The 19,421-nt window shown below is 71.6% G+C and carries 17 protein-coding genes and 1 tRNA gene; 10 read left to right on the top strand and 8 right to left on the bottom strand.

The genetic code is table 11. The features are described 5' to 3' along the window. Positions 1 to 176 precede the first annotated feature (176 nt). Entirely contained in the window at positions 177 to 1,187 is a 1,011-nt protein-coding gene (locus O4U47_RS00815) for an ABC transporter substrate-binding protein (RefSeq protein ID WP_270675075.1), read from the bottom strand. A gap of 174 nt (positions 1,188 to 1,361) precedes the next feature. On the opposite strand from O4U47_RS00815, the gene O4U47_RS00810 reads away from it, so the two are divergent. The 5 genes from O4U47_RS00810 (at position 1,362) to O4U47_RS00790 (ending at position 5,834) form a co-directional block, all read left to right on the top strand. Next, positions 1,362 to 2,420 (top strand): FecCD family ABC transporter permease, encoded by a 1,059-nt coding sequence (locus O4U47_RS00810; RefSeq protein WP_270675072.1) that lies wholly within the window; start codon positions 1,362 to 1,364, stop codon positions 2,418 to 2,420. Further along, positions 2,417 to 3,511 (top strand): FecCD family ABC transporter permease, encoded by a 1,095-nt coding sequence (locus O4U47_RS00805; RefSeq protein WP_270675070.1) that lies wholly within the window; start codon positions 2,417 to 2,419, stop codon positions 3,509 to 3,511. The genes O4U47_RS00810 and O4U47_RS00805 overlap by 4 nt, the downstream gene beginning before the upstream one ends. Beyond that, positions 3,508 to 4,395 carry an ABC transporter ATP-binding protein gene (locus O4U47_RS00800; protein ID WP_408638906.1) on the top strand — a complete coding sequence of 296 codons (888 nt, stop codon included), beginning with the start codon at positions 3,508 to 3,510 and terminating at the stop codon, positions 4,393 to 4,395. The genes O4U47_RS00805 and O4U47_RS00800 overlap by 4 nt, the downstream gene beginning before the upstream one ends. Positions 4,396 to 4,547: 152 nt before the next feature. Then, on the top strand, positions 4,548 to 5,303 hold the full coding sequence (locus tag O4U47_RS00795) for an NPCBM/NEW2 domain-containing protein (protein ID WP_270675067.1): 756 nt from the start codon (positions 4,548 to 4,550) through the stop codon (positions 5,301 to 5,303). A gap of 96 nt (positions 5,304 to 5,399) precedes the next feature. After that, complete coding sequence (locus O4U47_RS00790; RefSeq protein WP_270675064.1) at positions 5,400 to 5,834, top strand: hypothetical protein; 435 nt, start codon at positions 5,400 to 5,402, stop codon at positions 5,832 to 5,834. A gap of 44 nt (positions 5,835 to 5,878) precedes the next feature. Here the strand turns inward: O4U47_RS00790 and O4U47_RS00785 are convergent, their stop codons facing one another. Then, entirely contained in the window at positions 5,879 to 6,802 is a 924-nt protein-coding gene (locus tag O4U47_RS00785; protein ID WP_270675061.1) for a toll/interleukin-1 receptor domain-containing protein, read from the bottom strand. 56 nt (positions 6,803 to 6,858) lie between these two features. Here O4U47_RS00785 and O4U47_RS00780 point away from each other — a divergent pair, with 56 nt between their 5' ends. Beyond that, positions 6,859 to 8,013, top strand: a complete 1,155-nt coding sequence (locus O4U47_RS00780) for a hypothetical protein (protein ID WP_270675058.1) — start codon at positions 6,859 to 6,861, stop codon at positions 8,011 to 8,013. A gap of 64 nt (positions 8,014 to 8,077) precedes the next feature. Here O4U47_RS00780 and O4U47_RS00775 read toward each other — a convergent pair whose 3' ends face one another. Next, positions 8,078 to 8,203, bottom strand: a complete 126-nt coding sequence (locus O4U47_RS00775; protein ID WP_270675056.1) for a hypothetical protein — start codon at positions 8,201 to 8,203, stop codon at positions 8,078 to 8,080. Between the two features lie 537 nt (positions 8,204 to 8,740). Continuing rightward, positions 8,741 to 8,816, bottom strand: a tRNA-Asn gene (locus O4U47_RS00770). Positions 8,817 to 9,010: 194 nt separating this feature from the next. Between O4U47_RS00770 and O4U47_RS00765 the strand changes: the two genes are divergently transcribed. From O4U47_RS00765 to O4U47_RS00755, 3 genes are all read left to right on the top strand, one after another. Then, the gene (locus tag O4U47_RS00765) at positions 9,011 to 9,361 is read left to right on the top strand and encodes a hypothetical protein (RefSeq protein WP_270675053.1); all 351 of its coding nucleotides are present in this window, start codon (positions 9,011 to 9,013) and stop codon (positions 9,359 to 9,361) included. Between the two features lie 100 nt (positions 9,362 to 9,461). Continuing rightward, positions 9,462 to 9,947 carry a hypothetical protein gene (locus O4U47_RS00760; RefSeq protein ID WP_270675050.1) on the top strand — a complete coding sequence of 162 codons (486 nt, stop codon included), beginning with the start codon at positions 9,462 to 9,464 and terminating at the stop codon, positions 9,945 to 9,947. A gap of 237 nt (positions 9,948 to 10,184) precedes the next feature. Then, complete coding sequence (locus O4U47_RS00755) at positions 10,185 to 10,994, top strand: hypothetical protein (protein WP_270675047.1); 810 nt, start codon at positions 10,185 to 10,187, stop codon at positions 10,992 to 10,994. A gap of 69 nt (positions 10,995 to 11,063) precedes the next feature. On the opposite strand, the gene O4U47_RS00750 is transcribed toward O4U47_RS00755, so the two are convergent. Continuing rightward, positions 11,064 to 13,994: an FAD-binding and (Fe-S)-binding domain-containing protein gene (locus O4U47_RS00750; protein WP_270675044.1), complete on the bottom strand. Its 2,931-nt coding sequence runs from the start codon at positions 13,992 to 13,994 to the stop codon at positions 11,064 to 11,066. Positions 13,995 to 14,124: 130 nt separating this feature from the next. Between O4U47_RS00750 and O4U47_RS00745 the strand changes: the two genes are divergently transcribed. Next, complete coding sequence (locus O4U47_RS00745) at positions 14,125 to 14,661, top strand: pyridoxamine 5'-phosphate oxidase family protein (RefSeq protein WP_408638910.1); 537 nt, start codon at positions 14,125 to 14,127, stop codon at positions 14,659 to 14,661. Between the two features lie 48 nt (positions 14,662 to 14,709). Here the strand turns inward: O4U47_RS00745 and O4U47_RS00740 are convergent, their stop codons facing one another. The 3 genes from O4U47_RS00740 to dnaG form a co-directional block, all read right to left on the bottom strand. Beyond that, positions 14,710 to 16,056: a glycoside hydrolase family 18 protein gene (locus tag O4U47_RS00740; RefSeq protein ID WP_270675038.1), complete on the bottom strand. Its 1,347-nt coding sequence runs from the start codon at positions 16,054 to 16,056 to the stop codon at positions 14,710 to 14,712. Positions 16,057 to 16,219: 163 nt separating this feature from the next. After that, entirely contained in the window at positions 16,220 to 17,368 is a 1,149-nt protein-coding gene (gene rpoD / locus O4U47_RS00735; protein ID WP_270675296.1) for an RNA polymerase sigma factor RpoD, read from the bottom strand. 71 nt (positions 17,369 to 17,439) lie between these two features. Beyond that, positions 17,440 to 19,323, bottom strand: a complete 1,884-nt coding sequence (dnaG, locus tag O4U47_RS00730; protein ID WP_270675029.1) for a DNA primase — start codon at positions 19,321 to 19,323, stop codon at positions 17,440 to 17,442. Positions 19,324 to 19,421: the final 98 nt, after the last annotated feature.

Here is a 19,421-nt window from a genome sequence, read left to right as displayed (position 1 = left end):
CCGCCCTGCTCCTCGGCGGCCAGGGCGCACGGGGCGGGGTGCCACCACCGCGCTCAGGCCGACGCCCCCGGAGCGGCCTGCTTCCTGCGCGAATCAGAGGTACGCCGTCGGCCCGGACGCACTGCGGCGTCCGGGCCGATACGTCCGCGGCGGGCGGCCGCGCGCCCGGGGACGGGTCACTCGACCGGGTCGACTCCGAAGCCCTCGGCCATGTCGTCGAGCATCGCGTCGGCGCCCTGCAGGCTGACGGAGCCGGCCCACACCCGGTCGTCGACCTCGTGCTTCTCGCCCTCCAGCTGGTCCCACAGCGGGTTGCCGGTGAACTCCTCCGACTTGTCCGCCGCGTCGCCGGTGCCGTCGTCCCAGGTGGACACGTAGATGTGATCGGCGTCCAGGTCCAGGATCTCCTCCGGGCCCAGGTCGGCGGAGATGGCGCCGTCCTCGCCCTCGGGGGCGTCCTCGGGCATCGGCACGCCCACGTCGGCCTGGACGATGCCGGGGAAGGACTCGGGCTGGTACAGCCGGACCGTGGGCTCGCCCGCGAACCGCACCATGTTCATGGTGGGCATCTCGCCGCCGGAGGCCTCGGCGATCCGGTCGCCCAGCTCGGCGGCGCGCTCCTCGTAGGCGGCGATCTGCCGCTCGGCCTCGTCCTTCTTGCCGACGGCCCCGCCGACCATGATGTGGTTCTGCTTCCAGGTGGCCCCGGTGGTCTCGGAGAACACGGTCGGCGCGATCTTCGAGAGCTGCTCGTAGATGTCCTCGTGGCGGACCTTCGCCGAGAGGATCAGGTCGGGCTGCAGCTCGGCGATGGCGGCCATGTCGGGCGCCTCCAGAGTGCCCAGGGACGCGGCGTCCCCGGCGTACTCGGTGCCCTCGTCGCCGAGGTAGTCGCGCAGGTCGCCGCCGTCGTAGTAGTCGGTGCGCCCGACCACGTCCATGCCGAGCGCGATGGCCGAGTCCAGGTAGCTGTTGTCCAGGACGACGACGGTCTCCGGCGCCGACTCGATCGTGGTCTCGCCCATGGCGTGCTCGACGGTGATCGGGAACGCGCCGTCGCCGCCGCCGTCGGCGGAGCCGGACTCCTCGCCCCCGCCTCCACAGGCGGCGGACAGCAGCAGTGCCGCCCCGGTGGCGAAGGCGCCCGCGAGGGCGCCGGGGGAGGTGCGGCGTCGGATGGGGGACATCGCGGACCTTTCTGATGGGACAATGCCTTAGGTTTGTCTTGCCTAAGAGTGAGCTTGCGCCCGCGATCAGGCAGTATGCGGTTCAGCGCCCCATTTGTCCAGCCCGGGCCCGTCCGGAGCCCGGCCGGGGCGCCCCGCCGCCGTCCCCCGTCCCCGAGGAGTCCCGCGACCGTGATGCCCTCCGCCTCCCCCGCCCGGGCGGCCGGACCGCCGAGCACTCCGGGTTTCGGCGCCGCCGTGCGCGCCCGCCGCACGATCGGCCTGGCGGTGCTGGTGGGCCTGCTCGCCGCCTGCGCCGCGGCGAGCCTGCTCATCGGCGCCCGCGCCCTCCCACCGGGCGAGGTCTGGCGGGTGCTGGGCACGCCGGACGGCGGCGAGGCCAGCGCGGTGGTGTGGTCGCTTCGCCTGCCCCGCACCGCCATCGGGATCGCCGTGGGCGCCGCTCTCGGCACCGCCGGAGTGCTCATGCAGAGCCACACCCGCAACCCGATCGCCGACCCCGGCGTCCTCGGCGTCGCGCACGGCGCGGCCCTCGGCGTGGTCCTGGGCGTCTTCCTGCTGGGGCTGACCGAGGTGTCGGCGTTCGTGTGGCTCGCGGTCGCCGGGGCGCTCGCCGCCTCCGCGGCGGTGTTCGCCATCGCCGCCGGCGGGTCCCGCGGCCCCACCCCGGTCACCCTGGTGCTCGCCGGGGCCGCGATGAGCGCCCTGCTCGGCGGGCTCGTCTCGGCGATCGTGCTGATGGACCACGCCAGCCTGGAGGTGTACCGGTTCTGGCGGCTGGGCACCCTGGCCGGGCGGCCCCTGGACGTGCTGTGGCAGGTGCTGCCGTTCATCGCGGCCGGGCTGGCGCTGGCCGCCGCCAACGCCCCCGGCCTCAACGCGCTGGCGCTGGGCGACGACGTGGCCACCGCGCTCGGGCAGCGGGTGCGCCTGACCCGCGCCACCGGGGTGGCCGCCATCGCCCTGCTCACCGGCGCCGCCACGGCCGCCGCCGGGCCGATCGCCTTCGTCGGGCTGGCCGCGCCGCACCTGGCCCGCGCGGTCGCCGGACCCGACCACCGGTGGATGCTGCCGCTGGCCGCCCCCGCCGGCGCCTGCCTGGTGCTGGCCGCCGACATCGCCGGACGGGTGGTGCGCGGCAGCGGCGAGGTGGAGGTCGGCATCGTCCTCGCCGTCCTGGGCGCCCCGTTCTTCATCGCCCTCGTCCGCAGGGGAAGGATGATCGCCCCGTGACCCCCGCCGCACCGCCCGCACCCGCCCCGCCCGGCCGCCGCCGCGCCCTGCGCGCCGGACCGCTCTCCTGGACGTGGAGGCCGCGCACCGCCGCCGTCGCGCTGCTCATCCTTGCGGCGCTGGCCGGGCTGTTCGTCCGGGCGCTGACCGCCTTCGACGACTACCCGATGGGCGCCGCCGACGTGCTCGCGGTGCTCGCCGGGGGCGGCGACCGCGGGGAGCGCTTCGTCGTGATGGAGCTGCGGATGCCCCGGGCGCTGACCGGGGCCCTGGTCGGCGCCGCCCTGGGGCTGTCCGGGGCGATCCTGCAGGGGGTGGCGCGCAACCCGCTCGCCAGCCCGGACACCCTGGGGATCGGCTGGGGCGCCTCGGTGGGCGCCGTCCTGGTGATCGTGCTCGGCGGCGGCTCGGGCGGGGTGAGCGGCGCGGCCGCCCAGTTCGGCGTGCCCGCCGGGGCGGTGGTGGGCGGCCTGGCCGCCGCCGCCGCGGTGTTCGGCCTGTCCTGGCGGTCCGGGGTGGCGAGCACCCGGCTGCTGCTGGTGGGCGTCGCCGTCTCGCTGATGTGCGCCAACCTCGTCTACTGGGTGATGACCTGGAGCGACCTGCAGGACGCGGCCCGCGCGCAGACGTGGGTGACCGGCAGTCTGCACGCCGCCGACTGGGACCGGGTCGGGGTGGCCGCCGCCGCGCTGGCGGTGCTGCTGCCGACGGCCCTGGTCGCGGCGCGCGCCGTGGCGGCGCTGGGGCTGGGCGACGACGCGGCGCGCGGCCTGGGCGTCCGGGTGGACGCCGCCCGGCTGGGCCTGATGCTGTGCGCGGCGCTGCTGGTGTGCGCGGCCACGGCGGCGGCCGGGCCGATCACCTTCGTCGCCCTGGCGGCCCCGCAGATCGCGCTGCGGCTGTGCGGCGCCGCCGAGCCGCCCCCGCTGACCTCGGCCCTGACCGGGGCCGCGCTGACGCTCGGCGCCGACCAGCTCGCCGCCGGACTGTTCGCCCCCACCCAGCTGCCGGTGGGCGTGTTCACCGCGGTGCTGGGGGCGCCGTTCCTGATGTACCTGATCATCCTCCGGCACCGGGAGGCCCGCCTGTGACCACCGACCGCTCCCCTTCCCCCGCCGCCGAGGCCCCTGACAGCGCCCTCATCAGCGCCCCCGACGGCGGTCCGTCCGGTGCCCCGGCCGCGTCCCGGCTGCGCGCCGAGGGCGCCACCCTGGGCTACGGCGAGACCGTGATCGCGCGCGACCTGGATTTCGCGGTCGCGGACGGCGCGGTGACTTCCGTCATCGGGCCCAACGGGTGCGGCAAGTCGACGCTGCTGCGGGCGCTGGGGCGGCTGCTGCGGCCCCGGTCCGGGCAGGTGGTGCTGGACGGGCGCCCGATCCAGCGGACCGCGCCCCGCGACGTGGCGCGGACGGTGGCGGTGCTGCCGCAGTCGCCGCTGGCCCCGCCCGGTCTGACCGTCGGCGACCTGGTGATGCGCGGGCGGCACCCGCACCAGAGCTGGTACCGGCAGTGGTCGTCGACGGACGCCGCGGCGGTCACCGAGGCGCTGGAGATGACCGGCGTGGCCGACCTGGCCGACCGCCCGCTGGAGCGGCTCTCGGGCGGCCAGCGCCAGCGCGCGTGGATCTCCATGGCGCTGGCCCAGGGGACCGACCTGCTGCTGCTCGACGAGCCGACCACCTACCTGGACCTGGCCCACCAGATCGAGGTGCTGGACCTGGTGCGCGGCCTCAACCGGGACCACGGCCGGACGGTGGTGATGGTGCTGCATGACCTGAACCTGGCAGGCCGCTACAGCGACCTGCTGGTGGCCATGCACGACGGGGAGATCCGCGCCTCGGGCCCTCCGGATGAGGTCCTGACGCCCGACCTGGTGGCCGACACGTTCGGCCTGGAGAGCAAGGTCGTCCCCGACCCGGTGTCCGGCTCGCCCCTGGTGGTCCCGATAGGGGTGCGTGGCGCGGGCGGGTAGGAATCGCGCGGAGACCTCCCCGGCGGGAACCGGGAACGCTACGATCCCCGTAACGCCACCCGGTGCACCGTTCCTTCGTCCCCGCGACCGCCCGCTCCGTCCTCTTCGGTGGCGTCACGGCGGTGCGGAGCCGCACGCATCAAGGAGGACGAATGGACGGAGGACCCCCGAAGCAGGAGCCCGGCCCCGAACACCACCGCAACGAGAACACGGGGAACGCCGACAAGGTCTTCCAGGCCAGGGACATCCACGGGGGCATCCACCTCCACGGCGAGTCTCGTCCCCGCCGACGCCGGCGCCTGGTGCTCGCGTCGGTCCTGGTCGTGATGGCGGTGGCGGCGGTTCCTGCGGCCTACTCCACTGGACTCGTTCCGGCATCGCCCTTCGGCCGGGAGGGGGCGGAGGCCTCCGGCCAAGAGGGCGGGACCGGAGGGACCGGAATGGACACCGGAGGGGAACCGGGCGAGGCCTCCCCGTCAGAGGCGGCCCCCGTGGAGGCCGTCTACCTGGAAGACCTCGAGGACGAGGGGTCGGGCGTCGTCGTCAGCGACGGGACCGCCTCCATCGCCGGTACGCGGTATCCGAAGTCGGTCTACTACCGGCTGAACGCGGTGGCCGACGAGAAGGTGTTCACCTACACCGTGCCGGAGGGCTTCACCGCGTTCAGGGCCGTGGCCGGGGTCTCCGACGAATCCAGGCTCGGCACCACGATGGAGTTCGAGGTCCGGGTCGACGGAAAGGTCGCCGCTCAGAGCGGCGACATGGCGATGCAGGAGAGCCACGACTTCGACGTCCCGGTCTCCGCGGGCAGCAAGCTGGAACTCGTCATGCGCATCACCACCCCCGACGCCGGAGGCGGTGACAGGGACCGATTCGCCACCTGGGGAGACGCCCGCCTGGAAGGCTAGGAGCAACCGGACAGGGCCGCCGGTACGTCGAACCGTCCGCAGACCTTCGGCGGAAGGCGTCCTCATGGCGGCCGGACCGGTCCCTCCTCCTGGTCCATGACCACCCCTCGGCCGACCGACCGGGACGGCCCGATCACCGCGGCCTCCGCGGCGGTCGTGGGGACCGTGGCCGCGTGCATCCCGGGGAACGCGCTCGGCTGGCCGCTCGGTGCGCTCAGCGGGATGATGTCGACCGACACCACTCAGGCAAAAACGCCGCTCTTCGCTTTCTGGATGGCGGTCCTCGGCCTCATCACCGCCTTGGTCACCGCCCTCCCGCTGAGGGCCGTGCTCAAGGCCGCAGCCGTGCACGCCCCCTATACGCCAGAGCGGCCTCCCCGTCGACCAAGTTGGGGTTGCCGCCCGTCTCCAGAGAGTGGTTGGTCACTCGCACGCGTCGATGACCACTTCGGCATCAGCCCCGACACAGTCCGCCACCGCCTTCTCAAGCTCAAGCACGGCGTCCAGATCCGCGACCGCCACGAGCGGTAGAGACGCTCGCCACAGCGACCAATGCATGTTTCTGGAGCTACGGGTTAAGTCAACCGCTCCAACTGATCGATAATCCGATCCCAGAGCGCATCGAAGAACTCCTCTTTGGTATACTCTTTATCTTGGCCGCCCATGGAACAAAATACCGACAGATCGAACATGCGCAACTTCGACATTTGAGTATCACGATCAAAAAATGGCGCAGCGTGGCCATTACTCGAATTACCGTGAGTATTTATGTGATTCCCACCAACGACAAAGTTGAGTTTGTCATCGCCAAAGGGGCCGCCCTTGGTTATATCGAGAGAGTACACAGTGTGGCCCTGAAGTTCCACGCGAAGCATGATCATTGAATCTGTACGATTCACCGTGCCAATAAACCCAGCATCCTCCAATTGACGCACAGCGGAACTCAATTGCTCTGCCAAATAGTCGAATGCGATATTCAGTTCACGGTATTTGCTAAATTCTTGCGGAACGACCTTTGGCATTCGGTATTGCATGGCCTCACGCACGACTTCGCCAACTTCTCGCACCGCTTGCTGCGGATATATCCCAATGCGTTGCGCCACCGCATCCGCCAACCGTTCAGGGGTGTAGTCACCGGCCTTCAGGTAGTGAATGTGTGGGTGCAGGAGGTCTGCTGGCACCTGAACATCACCCCAGAGCACCGGGAGCACATAGCTGTCCCCCTGATTAACAGCGGCCATCATGGCAGCCGAGAACTCATCTTGCGGTATCGGCTTCGACAGATATTCAGTTGAGATAAACGGCACGAAATAGCGAGTTTTCGCCCCGTAAACTTTGCGCTGTTCCCGAATGAAGCTATTCCCCCACCACTCATTGGTGAGATCCCTGTCGTAGAAGACAGAGACTCCAAGCGCCTTGCAGGCTTCCACGAAGCGGGCAACGTAGCCACGTTGCTCGCCAGCAAACGAGACAGCTATATCGTATTTGATGTCGCTCATTTCTCTACTATACCCGAGATGGCTCGTACCGACCCAGGGCATGGCATACTTTACTCATGGTCGACTCCGAAGCAGTGAAGCTGGTCTTCTACTTTCGGCTCCCCTTCGATCTCCCGATCCCACCTGGTACGGGGTACGCACCGCGGCACAGCAGCAACCCGGACGATGCACACCGCGTGCAGATGACCGTTGCTCATACCCACATCAACTTCCACGATCTAGCGGAAGATCCTTACGGCCACGGGCTCGCCTCGCTCATCGATGGCTACGACCCTGGAAATGACGAGCGCTCTTGGCAAACCTGGGTACTCGTTCTCACAACCAGCCGCATTTACAGAGAAGAGTTCAATACACCCTCACCGACGAGAGAAGAACGAATATCCATCATCTTCGAGCGTTGCCTAGCAGCCGTCAACTCACTAATCGGCGCCTCACAGGTCGCTACCAAACAGACGATGATGCGCACCATCTCCAAAGAAGGGCTGGATCCTCGCATCGTCTACGAGATTCTTGATCAAGAGACCAATGAAGCTATCGACCGAAACTTCATTCAGGTACACAACAAGCCCTACAATGAACGTTTCCTGCCGTACTCTCCAGACGAAGCCGAACACACCCGCATCATCATTGGATACGAGCGACGGGGCGAAGCAGAAAAAAAGCCGCATCCGCTTCGCGTGGCCCGCCAATTGTCAGTCGAAGCACGAGCTCGCCTCATGAGTGGCGACGCCATGTCCGCAATTCTTTTTCTACAAACAGCCGTTGAAAGATATCTCTACGGAATCTTTGAACTAACCCTTGTCGACGAAGGCGAATCTCGGACAACCATTGAAGAACAGCTGAAGGCAACTAACTTCAGGCCCCTTTTTACCAAAATGCTCCCCGAGAGACTGGGTGGAAACTGGGACACGAACAACGATCAAAAACCCGCTGGAATCTACTGGAACCAACTGTACGATGTGAGGAACCGAGCTGTCCACGCTGGACGTGAACCGCACTGGAGAGAGGTAAACCCCGCATTTGAAGCCTTTGACGAGCTAATTTCCTTCGTCGAGGAACAAGTGACCAAAAAATACAAGACTTACCCCAGAACCTTGCTGGCCATCGCTGACCCTGGCGCTGGAGGTACCGATAATTTGACAGCGGCCCAACGCAAGCACGTCCAGCAGTTCATAGGAACAATCTATTGGTGGCCAGAGCAGGAAAACTAATTAACCATTCTGCTGTGTTGCCGACACCGGAATCTCCTCCACCTCACTCCGTCGTCAAGTCCTCTCACACGATGCCGTTCGGGCACTGGCGACGCTCGCACTGGACGACCTCGTCCGGCGTGACGAGGTCGACACTGAAGTCGTGCATGGTCTCGGGGATCTCTTCGTCAATCACCTGGAGCTGGTGCACGGGCGCCACGATGGTCGTCTCGTCGGTGACGAGCCCGGCTTCAATGAGGGGGCGCTACCTTCAGGTCGGAGTAGCCGACCTCTTTACCGATGCGCGCTCCAGAAAGGGACTACCCAAGGCGAAGATCAAGGCGCGGCTGCGCAAGGTCGAACAGCGACGCGCCGGCATCGGCGAACGCCTCGGCCGTACCAACGAGGACCGTGAGCTAGGCCGCCCGGTTGATCGAGGTGTGCCTGAAGCTGCTGGAGAACCCGCAGGAGCTGTACCTGCGCTGCGATGACCAGCAGCGGCGCATGCTCAAACAGGCCATCTTCCACGCCCTCTACCTGGAAGAGGACCGGATCGGTGGCCATGACCTCAAGGCGCCGTTCGACCGGCTGCACGCTTTGGCTAGCGTGCCCTCGCCCGTCTTCGGTGAGCAGGCCCAGAACGACCGTAGGGCCCTCCCCCCAGAGGGGAAGGACCCTACGCCGTTGAACTCCGTAGAGGTGCTACTAGGGGTTAACCGCTTGGGTAAGGGTTCTAGTAAGACCTCTATGGCTCCCGCGACTGGACTCGAACCAGTAACCTGCCGGTTAACAGCCGGCTGCTCTGCCGATTGAGCTACGCGGGATGGTGCTCCCGCCGCCTTCCGGTGGGATCGTGGGCCGGTCCCCCGTGGCGACAGGTAATACTCTAGCGCACCTTCAGGCGTGCTCGTGACAGCTTTCCCCGCCCCGATCGCCCTGCGCGCGGGCGGCTTCCGGGGACGGGGCGGCCGCGCGGGGTAACGTCGGACCCATCAGAACTCGACGCCGAGGGGTACCCATGCGCTACCGGATCACCTTCATCGCCGGCCTCGCCGTCGGCTACGTCCTCGGGGCCAAGGCCGGGCGCGCCCGCTACGAGCAGATCGCCGGGACCGCCCGCAGGATCGTGGAGAACCCCGCCGTCCAGGAGACCGCGGGCATCGTCGGGGCCCAGGTCGGCAACGCCGGCAGGACCGTCGCCGCCAAGGTGGGCGAGCGGCTCCCGGTCACCTCCGTCCGCGACTTCCTGTCCCGGCCCACCTCCGAGGAGGAGGCCGAGATGGAGGCGGAGATGGCCGCTGAGGCCGAGGCGTGGGCCGGGTCCAACGGCTCCGGTCCGGGAGGCGCCCGGTCCGACGCCGACAGGTGACCGGAGCCGGTCACCGCGGATCACGGTGCGGGCGGGACGCGGGGGACCGCACCCGCCCGCCCCACTTACCGCCGCGCGCCCGACGTTCTAGGGTGGGCCCATGAGATGGCTCCGCCCCTCCGTCCCCCGGGAGGTCCGCGACCGGCTCCGGCTGGAGCGGGGGGAACGCGTGCTGGCGCACGCCGACTCCCGCGAGGGGCCCCTCGTGTCCACCGACCGCGCCCTGCACCTGCCCGACGGGCGCCGCGTCTCCTGGCAGGACATCGACCGCGCGCGGTGGGACGCCGACGGCGAGGCGTTCTCCTTCACCGAGGAGGGCGCCGGCGAGCGCGTGTACACCGTCCCCGACCCGGGGCGGCTGGCCGAGACGGTGCACGAGCGGGTCACCGCCACCATCGTGGTCAGCCACCGCGGTGAGCTGCCGGAGGGCGGGTCGGGGTTCCGGCTGGTGGCCCGGCGGCCGCCGGGCGGCGCCGAGGTCGACTGGCGGGTGCACCTGGACGACGGCCTGGACCCGGACGACCCCCGGGTGCGGGAGGCCGTCGGGCGCGAACTCGCGGCCGTGCGCGAGCGGACCGGGGTATGAGCGCCCGTCCCGCCGGTCACTCCGGTCCCGCGCGGCCGGAGTCGGACGATCCACCGTTTTTCACCGCCCCTGAGAACATTCCGCCCCCAAAGGGGCTCTAACGTTGGGAAAGCCGGTCACGGCCCGCGTACTCTCCGGTACCGGTCTCCCCCCGACCACCACCGCACCACGGTCCCCCGAGCCGTACCGGGGCGCCGACCGACCGGCACGCCACACAGCGTCGTAGACAGGAGAACCATGGGGTCCCCGAACCCTCCCGTCCCACCGCACGGCCCCTCCGACCCGTACCGCGGGCCCGGCGCCGGGCCCGCCCCGGGGCAGGGCGCCCCCGGCGCTCCCGGAGCCCCGGGGGCTCCGGGCGTCCCGCCCGGGCAGAACCCTCCCGGGGCCCGGCCGACCCCTCCGGCCGGGGCGCAGCCGCCCGGGGCGCAGCCGCCCGGCGCCGTTCCCGGCGGCCACGGGCAGGGCCCCGGCGGGCCGTCCGGGCCCGGCGCCCCGGGTCCCGGCGGACCGCAGAACCCGTGGGACAAGCAGCCCGCCCCCGCACCGCCGTCCGCGCCCGGCAAGAAGCCGACCGGCCTGATCATCACCTTGGCCGTGGTCGTGGTCCTCGCCCTGGCGGGCGCGGGCGGAAGCGTGTACTTCTACATGCAGAACGAGCAGACCACCGCCGACCTCAACTCCGCCAACGACGAGATCGAGGCGCTCGGCGGCGAGATCCAGGGCAATGAGAAAGAGGCGGAGGAGCGAGAGAAGGAGGCGCAGCAGGCCTACGAGGACGCCGATCTCCCGGGCCTGTACGACGAGGTGACGACGCTCAGCGACGACCTCGACAGCTCGATGCAGGACTTCGCCGAGGCCTCCACCGACGAGGGCGCCAGTGCGGAGCAGATCGAGACGCTGTTCCAGAACATGTACGACTGCCTCGGCGCCCGCGAGGAGTACAACATGGGCGCGGCCGAGCACGCCGACCTGCTGGACCCGGACCTGCCGGCCTACCTGTCGGAGGACGACTACCCCTGCGGCCGGGACTTCTGGGGCGTGTGAGCCCGCGAAGCCCCGCACCGCGCCACGGGCCCAGCACCTGACTCGCAGGTGCTGGGCCCGGTCCGTGTCTCAGCCCTTCGGCAGGCCGCTCGCCAGGGCCTCCGCCAGGTGCACGGCGGTGCGGCCGGTCTCCTGCACGACCTGGGTGCGGCAGCTGAACCCGTCGGCCACCACCATCGTGTCCGGGTCGGCGCCCCGCACCTCCGGCAGCAGGGACTGCTCCCCCACCGCCTTCGACACCGCGTAGTGCCCCTCCTCGAACCCGAAGTTGCCCGCCAGGCCGCAGCAGCCCGAGTCCAGCACCCGGGTGCGGATGCCCGCCCGGTCCATCAGCGCCCGCTCGGCGTCGTAGCCGATGACCGCGTGCTGGTGGCAGTGCACCTGCGCCAGCGCGTCGCCCGCCACCCGCGGCGGCTCCCAGTCGGGGGCCGCCTCGCTCAGGAACCCCGCCAGCGTGTGCACCGACGCCGCCGTGCGCTCGGCGCCCTCGCCCGGCAGCAGCTCCTTCAGGTCGGTGCGCAGCGCCGCGGTGCAGCTCGGCTCCAGCCCCACGACCGGCACGCCCGCCCGGGTGAAGGGCTCCAGGGCCCGCACCGACCGCCGCATCACCCGGCGGGCCGTCCCGAGCTGCCCGGTCGACACCCACGTCAGCCCGCAGCACACCGGCCCCTTGGGCAGCACCACCCGGAACCCGGCGCTCTCCAGGACCCGCACGGCCGAGGCGGGCACCCGCGGCTCCAGGTAGGTGCCGAAGGTGTCGGGCCACAGCACCACCGCGCCCCGGTGCCCGGGCGCCGGGGGCCGACGCCGGAACCAGCGGGTGAACGTGGTGCGGGGGAACGACGGCAGGTCCCGCTCCCGGGCGATCCCCCCGGCCCGCTTCAGCAGGGCCGACAGCCCCGGCGTGCGGACCGCCCGGTCGGCCTCGGCCGGGGCCAGCGACGCCAGCCGCGCCCACACCGGCAGCCACCCCATCGAGTAGTGCGACGCCGGACGCAGCCGCCCCTTGTAGTGGTGGTGCAGGAACTCGGCCTTGTAGGAGGCCATGTCCACGTCGACCGGGCAGTCGCTCAGGCAGCCCTTGCAGGACAGGCACAGGTCGAGGCTGTCGCGGACCTCCTCCGAGCGCCACCCGTCGGTGACCACCTCGCCGTTGAGCATCTCGAACAGCAACCGCGCCCGCCCGCGCGTGGAGTGCTTCTCCTCCCGGGTGACCTGGTAGCTCGGGCACATCACGCCGGGCCCCTCGTGGCGGCGGCACTTGCCCACCCCCGAGCAGCGGCGCAGGGCCTTGGCGAAGTCGCCGCCGTCCTCGGCGTAGGAGAGCACGGTCAGCGGCGCCCTCCCCGAGGCGGGCACCCGCAGGTCGGCGTCGAGCGGGCGCGGGGCGACCACCGCGCCGGGGTTCATCAGCCCGCCGGGGTCCCACACCCGCTTGAACGCGCCGAAGGCCTCCATCAGCTCCGGGCCGTACATCCGGGGCAGCAGCTCCGAGCGGGCCCGGCCGTCGCCGTGCTCACCGGAGATGGACCCGCCGTGCGCGACCACCAGGTCGGCGGCGTCCTCCATGAACGCCCGGTAGTTCCGCACGCCCGGATCCGTGTCCAGCTCGAAGTCGATGCGCACGTGCAGGCAGCCCTCGCCGAAGTGCCCGTAGACGACGCCGTCGCGCCCGTGCCGCTCCATGAGGCGGTCGAACTCGCGCAGGTAGGAGCCGAGCCGCTCGGGCGGGACGGCGGCGTCCTCCCACCCCGACCAGGCCTCGGCGCCGGAGGCGGTGCGGGAGGTGAGCCCGGCCCCCTCCTCGCGGATCCGCCACAGGGCGCGGGCCTGCGCCGGGTCGGTGACCACCGCCGAACCGGCGGGGCGGGCGCCGCCCTTGAGCGCGGCGACCAGGGCGTGCCCCGCGGCGGCGGCAGCGCCCGCGTCCTCCCCGGCCAGCTCGACCAGCAGCCAGGCGCGCCCGTCGGGCAGGGCCACCCCGGAGCGGGCGCCGGGCCGGTCCAGCCCGGCGACCAGGCGCTCGTTGAGGCCCTCCACGGTGAGCGGGCCGTGCACGAGGATCTCGGGCACCGCGTCGGCGGCGGCGGGGGCGTCGGGGTAGCCCAGCACCGCCAGGGCCTTGGCGGGCGGCGCGGGCACCAGGTTCACGGTGGCGCCCAGGACCGTGACGCAGCCGCCCTCGGTGCCGGTGAGCGCCCGGGCGATGTTGCCGCCGTTCTCCGGCAGCAGCCGGTCCAGGGCGTACCCGGACACCCTGCGGGCCAGCCGCGGCATGCCGGTGCGCAGCGGGTCGGCGTATGCGGCGGCCAGGTCGCGCAGCCCGGCGTAGACGCGCCCCTCCCGGTCGGGCAGGGCCGCCCGCCGGTCGAACTCCTCCTCGGAGGTGGCGCCCACCCGCATCCGGGTGCCGTCGGCCAGCAGCACGTCCAGCGACTCGACATTGTCGGCGGTGGTGCCCCAGGCCACCGAGTGCGACCCGCACGCGTTGTTGCCGATCATGCCGCCCAGGGTGCAGCGGCTGTGCGTGGAGGGGTCGGGGCCGAAGGTGAGCCCGTGCGGGGCGGCGGCCTCGCGCAGCCGGTCCAGGACCACCCCGGGCTGCACCCGCGCGGTGCGGGCGTCCGGGTCGACCTCCTCGATGGCGGTCAGGTGGCGGGAGGCGTCGATGACCACCCCGGGTCCGATGGCGTTCCCGGCGATGCTGGTGCCCCCGCCGCGCGGGGTGAGGGGCACCCCGTACTCGGCGCAGACCGCGACGGCGGCGATGACGTCGTCGGCGGTGCGGGGCAGCACCACCCCGAGCGGGACGCTGCGGTAGTTGGAGGCGTCGGCGGTGTACAGGGCGCGGGTGCCGGGGTCGAAGGCCACCCGCCCGGCCACCCCGGACCGCAGGGCGCGCCGGAGGGCTTCGGTGTCGACCCCGTCGGGGGTCCCGGGTGCGGCGTCCCGGGAGGGGGTGTCGTCGGGGCCGGCGGTGCCGCTGAGGGTGTCGCGCATGGGCCCCACCCTGTCGCGGCGCGGCACCGCGTGACAACCGTCCGCCCGCGCGGCGCGCCGAATCCGCACCCGCCCCGCAACCTGACAGAAGATGTCAGGAAGGACGGGGACCCTGGAGGGCATGGACACGATGGAGAAGAACAGCGGCGGCGCGGCCGGTACGGGGGCGGGCGAGGGGCAGGGCGTTCCCTGGGCGGTGTTCGAGGAGGAGGCCCCGGAGCTGGCCGCGCGGGTGCGCGGGAGGTTCGAGCGGACCCTGCACCACGTGCTGGCCACGCTGCGCTCCGACGGGGCGCCCCGGGTCAGCGGGACCGAGGTGCAGTTCTACGGCCGCCACCTGACCCTGGGGTCGATGCCGGGCGCGGTCAAGGCGCGCGACCTCCAGCGCGACGGCCGGTTCGCGCTGCACGCCAACCCGGGCGAGGCGACCCGGGAGGACGCCGAGGAGGCCATGGGCGACGGGGACGCCAAGGTGTCGGGGACGGCGGTCGAGGTCACCGACCCCGAAGAGCTGGAGGCCTTCCGCGAGGTGGGCGTTCCGCCAGGACCGTTCCACCTGTTCCGCCTGATGCCGACCGGGGTGGTGCTGACCTCGGTCGAGGACGGCGGGCTGACGATCCGGCACTGGCGCCCGGGCGCGGGCGTGGCCGAGCACCGCAGGACGTGACCGGAGCGGCGGGGGCGGGCGGCCCCGCCTCCGCCGCCGGGAATCCGCTCAGTCGCCCTTCAGGGACTCGTCCATGGCCTCGACCAGTTCGGCGTCGGGGTCCATGTCCAGGTTCCACAGCATCAGGCCGGCCAGCTCCTCGCGGCGCACGTACGCCCCCTTCATCCGGACGATCCCGGGGGTGTCGTAAGTCCACCACTCGTCGCCGTCGTACAGCCAGTACGCGCCGTGGATCGGGTCGAAGAAGCGCTGGCCCGGACGGTCCCTCAGGTCGCCGTAGGAGTCGGTGGCCTCCCCGTAGTCGCCCTCGGCGGGCCCCTGGGCGGGCGCGTGGCGCCCGAAGTCCTCCGGGGACACCCCCGACCAGCCGCGTCCGAACCCGGGGAAGCCGAGCACCAGCTTCTCCCGCGGCAGCCCGTGGTCGAGCAGCTGGCGCACGGCCCGGTCGCCGCTGGGGTCGTCCTCGTCGCCGCTGGGGGCGTACAGCTGCGAATGGTGGGCGGTGGTGCGGCTCCACGACCCGGTGAAGTCGTAGCCCTGCACGGTGGCGAAGTCGATCGGCTCGAAGGCCTCGGGCTCGTAGCTGGCGTCGATGATCTCCGCGTCGTTGGCCAGCGACACCGAGAGCGTGTACTCCTGCCCGGTCTCCTCCTCCAGGGCGTCGAGCTGGCGCCGGAACTCCTGCACGACCAGGGTGAAGTTGCGGGGGTCGTCCGGGTGCTCGACGTTGTCCGGGTGCCCGGACCCGCCGGGCCACTCCCAGTCCAGGTCGATGCCGTCGAAGATGCCCGCGGCCGCGCCCGGCCCGCCCTGCGGCTCGTCGTTCAGCCGCGGGAGGTCCCCCCGGATCCACAGGTCGATGCAGGAGGACACGAACTCCCGGCGGGACTCCTCGGTGCGCACCGCCTCGGAGAAGTAGGTGGAGGTGTTCCACCCGCCGATGGAGATGCTCGCCGACAGGGACGGCTCCTCCTCCTGCAGCTTGCGCAGCTGGTTCAGGCTCCCGGCCAGGTCCTGCTCGTAGTCGTCGGCCGCGCCGTCCACGCTCTCGCCGGCGTCGTAGCGGCGCTGGTAGATCTCCCACGGCTGGTCGGCCTCGGGGTCGATGAAGCACCGCCCCTCGTCGCTGACCTCGCCGAAGGCCCACATCACGCGGGTGAGGCGCTCGGCGGCGCCGCTGTCGCGCATGTCCTTGACCGAGTAGCCGCGGTTGGCCGTGTTCCAGTCGGCGAAGTAGGCCAGCCTGCGCAGGCCGTTCCCGTCTCCGCTCCCGGCGGGCGCGTAGTCCACGACGCGGGTGAACGCGCCGAAGAAGAGGGCGCCGAGGGCCACTGCCGCGACGACCCCGATGAGTACCCGCCCCTTGCGGGGCGCCGTCTGCCGCTGCGCTGACATCACTAAGAAGGTAGCTTCAGGGCCCCTTCCGGAGTACACGGCCGGGTACACGCGGCCACATCAGGCCGAACCGCCGGGTGCGGGAACCCGGCGGCGCCTCCGGTCGTTCGCCCCGGCCCGCGCGGGGCCGGACCCCGGCGGCGGGCCGGACGGGACCGCGCCCTCAGTCCAGGTAGTCGCGGAGCATCTGCGCGCGCGAGGGGTGGCGCAGCTTCGCGAGGGTCTTGGACTCGATCTGGCGGATGCGCTCGCGGGTCACCCCGAACTCCCGCCCCACCTCCTCCAGGGTGCGCGGGTGCCCGTCGGCCAGGCCGAACCGCAGCTGGATGATGCGCTGCTCGCGGTCGGACAGCCCGCCCAGCAGGTCGACCAGGTGGTCCTGGAGCATGATGAAGGCGGCCGCCTCCACCGGGACCACCGCGTCGGAGTCCTCGATGAAGTCGCCGAAGTCGGAGTCCTCCTCCCCGATGGGGGCCTGGAGGGACACCGGTTCCTGGGCGATGCGCTGGATCTCCTGGACCCGCTCGTCGCCGCACCCGAGCTCCCCGGAGAGCTCGGCCGGGGTGGGTTCGCGCCCCAGCTCCTGGTGGAGCCGGCGCTGCACCCGCATCAGCTTGTTGATCGTCTCCACCATGTGCACCGGGATGCGGATGGTCCGCGCCTGGTCGGCGATGGCGCGGGTGATGGCCTGGCGGATCCACCAGGTGGCGTAGGTGGAGAACTTGAATCCCTTGGTGTAGTCGAACTTCTCCACGGCGCGGATGAGCCCCAGGTTCCCCTCCTGGATCAGGTCCAGGAAGAGCAGGCCCCGGCCGATGTAGCGCTTGGCGATGGAGACCACCAGGCGCAGGTTCGACTCGATCAGGCGGCGCTTGGCGCGCTCGCCTTCGCGGACGAGGTGGTCGAGGTCCTCGGCGAGCCCGGGGCCCATCTGCACGGGCACCGGACCCGACCGGGCCTGGCGCAGCTTCTCCGCCGCGAACAGCCCGACCTCGATCGATTTGGCCAGTTCGACTTCTTCTTCTGCCGTCAGGAGCGGAACGCGCCCGATCTCGCGCAGGTAGATCCGGACCAGGTCGCTGGTGGACGCGCGGCGGCCGGGGTCGGCCGGGGCGGCCTCCTCGGCGGCCGGGTCGACGACGTCGACCCCGTGCCGGACGAGTCCGCGGACGACCTGGTCCAGGGCGTCGGGTGACAGGTCCAGCCGCTCAAGGGCCGTGGCGACGTCGGCCACGGTGACCGGTTCCCCGGCACCGGAGCCCGCGACCAGCTGCGCCACCTGCCGGACCGGAGGCGTTTCGCTGGGCAGCACCGATAGAGCCACCCTTACAGTGTGCCCGCTCATGCAGCCGAATAGAGAGAACCAGTATTGTCACCTCACTGCTACCCCGCCCCGGCGATGCGCTCGCGCACCGCGCGTTTGCGCTGGCCGGCGGCGAGAAGCTCGGCGAAGACGCGGTTGTACTCCGCGGCGTCGGCGGCGGGGTCGAGCCGGGCCAGGCGCGATTTGAGGTTTGCCTCGGCCCGGTTGGCGGAATGAACAAGGATCGTGTCGATGATGTTGCGGGCGTAGCGCTCGTCCAGCTCGCCGTCGACCTCGACCCGCTCCACGCCCAGCGCGGTGACGAAGGCCCGCCGCTCCTCGTCGGGCGCGGCCTCGCGCAGCCGGGCGGCCCACTGGGCGCCGTCCCCGGCGGCCGCCACCCCGCCCTGGGCGCGGATGAGCTCCAGCACCGCCTTGTGCTGCGGCGCGGTGAAGGCGTCCTCGTCCAGCTCGTCGAAGCCGGCGGCCAGGCCGGGCGCCTGGACCGCGATCTTGAGCGCCTGGCGCTCCCGGTGCAGCGAGGGGTCGCGCAGGTCGTAGGGGGCCGCCCCGGCGGCCCCGGGCGGCGCGGCCGGGGCGGGGCCGCCGCGCGGCCTCCCCCCGCCGGTGCGGGCGCCGCGCACGTGCTGCTCCACCCGGCGGCGGACGAACTCCTCGTCCATGATGCCCAGCCACCGGTCCAGGTGGACCCCGTAGAGCTTGCGCACGCCCTCGTTGCGGATGCTGGCCACGATCTCGGCGGCGGCGTCCAGCCCGGCCATGCGGCCCTCGGCGGTGTCCAGGTCGTAGCGCTCGATGACCTCGCGGACCATGAACTCGTACAGCGGCTTGGCGTCCCCGATGAGGTGCTCGACCGCCTCGGCGCCCTTCTGCAGCCGCAGGTCGCACGGGTCGAGCCCGTCCGGCTCGACGGCGACGAAGGTCTCGGCGGCGAAGTTGTGCTCCTCGGCGAAGGCGCGCACGGCGGCCTTGCGCCCGGCCGCGTCGCCGTCGAAGGTGAACACCACCCGCGCGTTGGCGCCGCCCCGGTCCAGCAGGATGCGGCGCAGCAGCTTGACGTGGTCCTCCCCGAAGGAGGTGCCGCAGGTCGCGACGGCGGTGGGCACCCCGCTCAGGTGGCAGGCCATGACGTCGGTGTAGCCCTCGACGATGACGGCCCTGCCGCTGCGGGCCATCTCCCGTTTGGCCATGTCCAGGCCGTAGAGCAGGTGGCCCTTCTTGAAGATCGGGGTCTCGGGGGTGTTGAGGTACTTGGGCCCGTCGTCCCGGTCGGAGAGCTTGCGGGCGCCGAAGCCGACGGTCTCCCCGGTGACCTCGCGCACCGGCCACACCAGGCGGTCGCGGAACTTGTCGTAGGCCCCGCGGCGGCCCTGGCCGCCGAGCCCGGCGGTGACGATCTCCTTGTCGCTGAAGCCCTTGCCGCGCAGGTGCGCGGTGAGCGCCTCCCACCCGCCGGGGGCGTACCCCACCCCGAACCGCTCGGCGTCGGCGCGGGCGAACCCCCGGTCGGTGAGGAAGCGCCGCGCGTGCCGCGCCTCGGGGGCGAGCAGCTTCCCGGCGTAGAACTCCTGCGCGGCGCGGTGCGCCTCGATGAGCCGCTGCCGCTGCCCCTGGTCGCCGCGCTGGGTGTACCCGCCCTCCTCGTAGCGCAGCCGGATCCCGGCCTTGGCGGCCAGGGCCTCGACGGCCTCGACGAAGGAGATGTGGTCCATCTCCTGGACGAACGTGATGACGTCGCCGCCGGCCTGGCAGCCGAAGCAGTGGTAGAGGCCCCGCGAGGGGGTGACGTTGAAGGACGGCGACTTCTCGTCGTGGAAGGGGCACAGGCCCTTGAGCGAGCCGCCGCCCGCGTTGCGGAGCTGGAGGTACTCCCCGATCACGTCGGCGATGGGGGAGCGCTCGCGCACGAGGGCGATGTCTTCGTCTCTGATCCGTCCTGCCACGCACGCCAGGGTAGTCCTCGGCCGTGACTCCGGACGCAGGGGCCTCAGGGGGCCGTGGATCGGCGGGGCCCACTCGTGCGACATTCGAGTGGCGCACC

Origin of the sequence: Nocardiopsis suaedae (assembly GCF_027706745.1) — a bacterium.
Taxonomy (GTDB): Bacteria; Actinomycetota; Actinomycetes; order Streptosporangiales; family Streptosporangiaceae; genus Nocardiopsis_A; species Nocardiopsis_A suaedae.
Note: the sequence above shows the minus strand (reverse complement) of the source record. Positions and strands in the feature narration are given on the sequence as shown.

Bases quoted from the DNA above. Each gene is read 5' to 3' on its own strand.
- O4U47_RS00785 (WP_270675061.1), bottom strand. From the start codon at position 6,802: ATGAGCGACATCAAATACGATATAGCTGTCTCGTTTGCTGGCGAGCAA.
- O4U47_RS00815 (WP_270675075.1), bottom strand. From the start codon at position 1,187: ATGTCCCCCATCCGACGCCGCACCTCCCCCGGCGCCCTCGCGGGCGCC.
- O4U47_RS00740 (WP_270675038.1), bottom strand. From the start codon at position 16,056: ATGTCAGCGCAGCGGCAGACGGCGCCCCGCAAGGGGCGGGTACTCATC.
- O4U47_RS00760 (WP_270675050.1), top strand. From the start codon at position 9,462: ATGAGATGGCTCCGCCCCTCCGTCCCCCGGGAGGTCCGCGACCGGCTC.
- O4U47_RS00750 (WP_270675044.1), bottom strand. From the start codon at position 13,994: ATGCGCGACACCCTCAGCGGCACCGCCGGCCCCGACGACACCCCCTCC.
- O4U47_RS00810 (WP_270675072.1), top strand. From the start codon at position 1,362: ATGCCCTCCGCCTCCCCCGCCCGGGCGGCCGGACCGCCGAGCACTCCG.
- O4U47_RS00765 (WP_270675053.1), top strand. From the start codon at position 9,011: ATGCGCTACCGGATCACCTTCATCGCCGGCCTCGCCGTCGGCTACGTC.
- O4U47_RS00795 (WP_270675067.1), top strand. From the start codon at position 4,548: ATGGACGGAGGACCCCCGAAGCAGGAGCCCGGCCCCGAACACCACCGC.
- O4U47_RS00780 (WP_270675058.1), top strand. From the start codon at position 6,859: ATGGTCGACTCCGAAGCAGTGAAGCTGGTCTTCTACTTTCGGCTCCCC.
- O4U47_RS00755 (WP_270675047.1), top strand. From the start codon at position 10,185: ATGGGGTCCCCGAACCCTCCCGTCCCACCGCACGGCCCCTCCGACCCG.
- O4U47_RS00790 (WP_270675064.1), top strand. From the start codon at position 5,400: ATGACCACCCCTCGGCCGACCGACCGGGACGGCCCGATCACCGCGGCC.
- O4U47_RS00745 (WP_408638910.1), top strand. From the start codon at position 14,125: ATGGAGAAGAACAGCGGCGGCGCGGCCGGTACGGGGGCGGGCGAGGGG.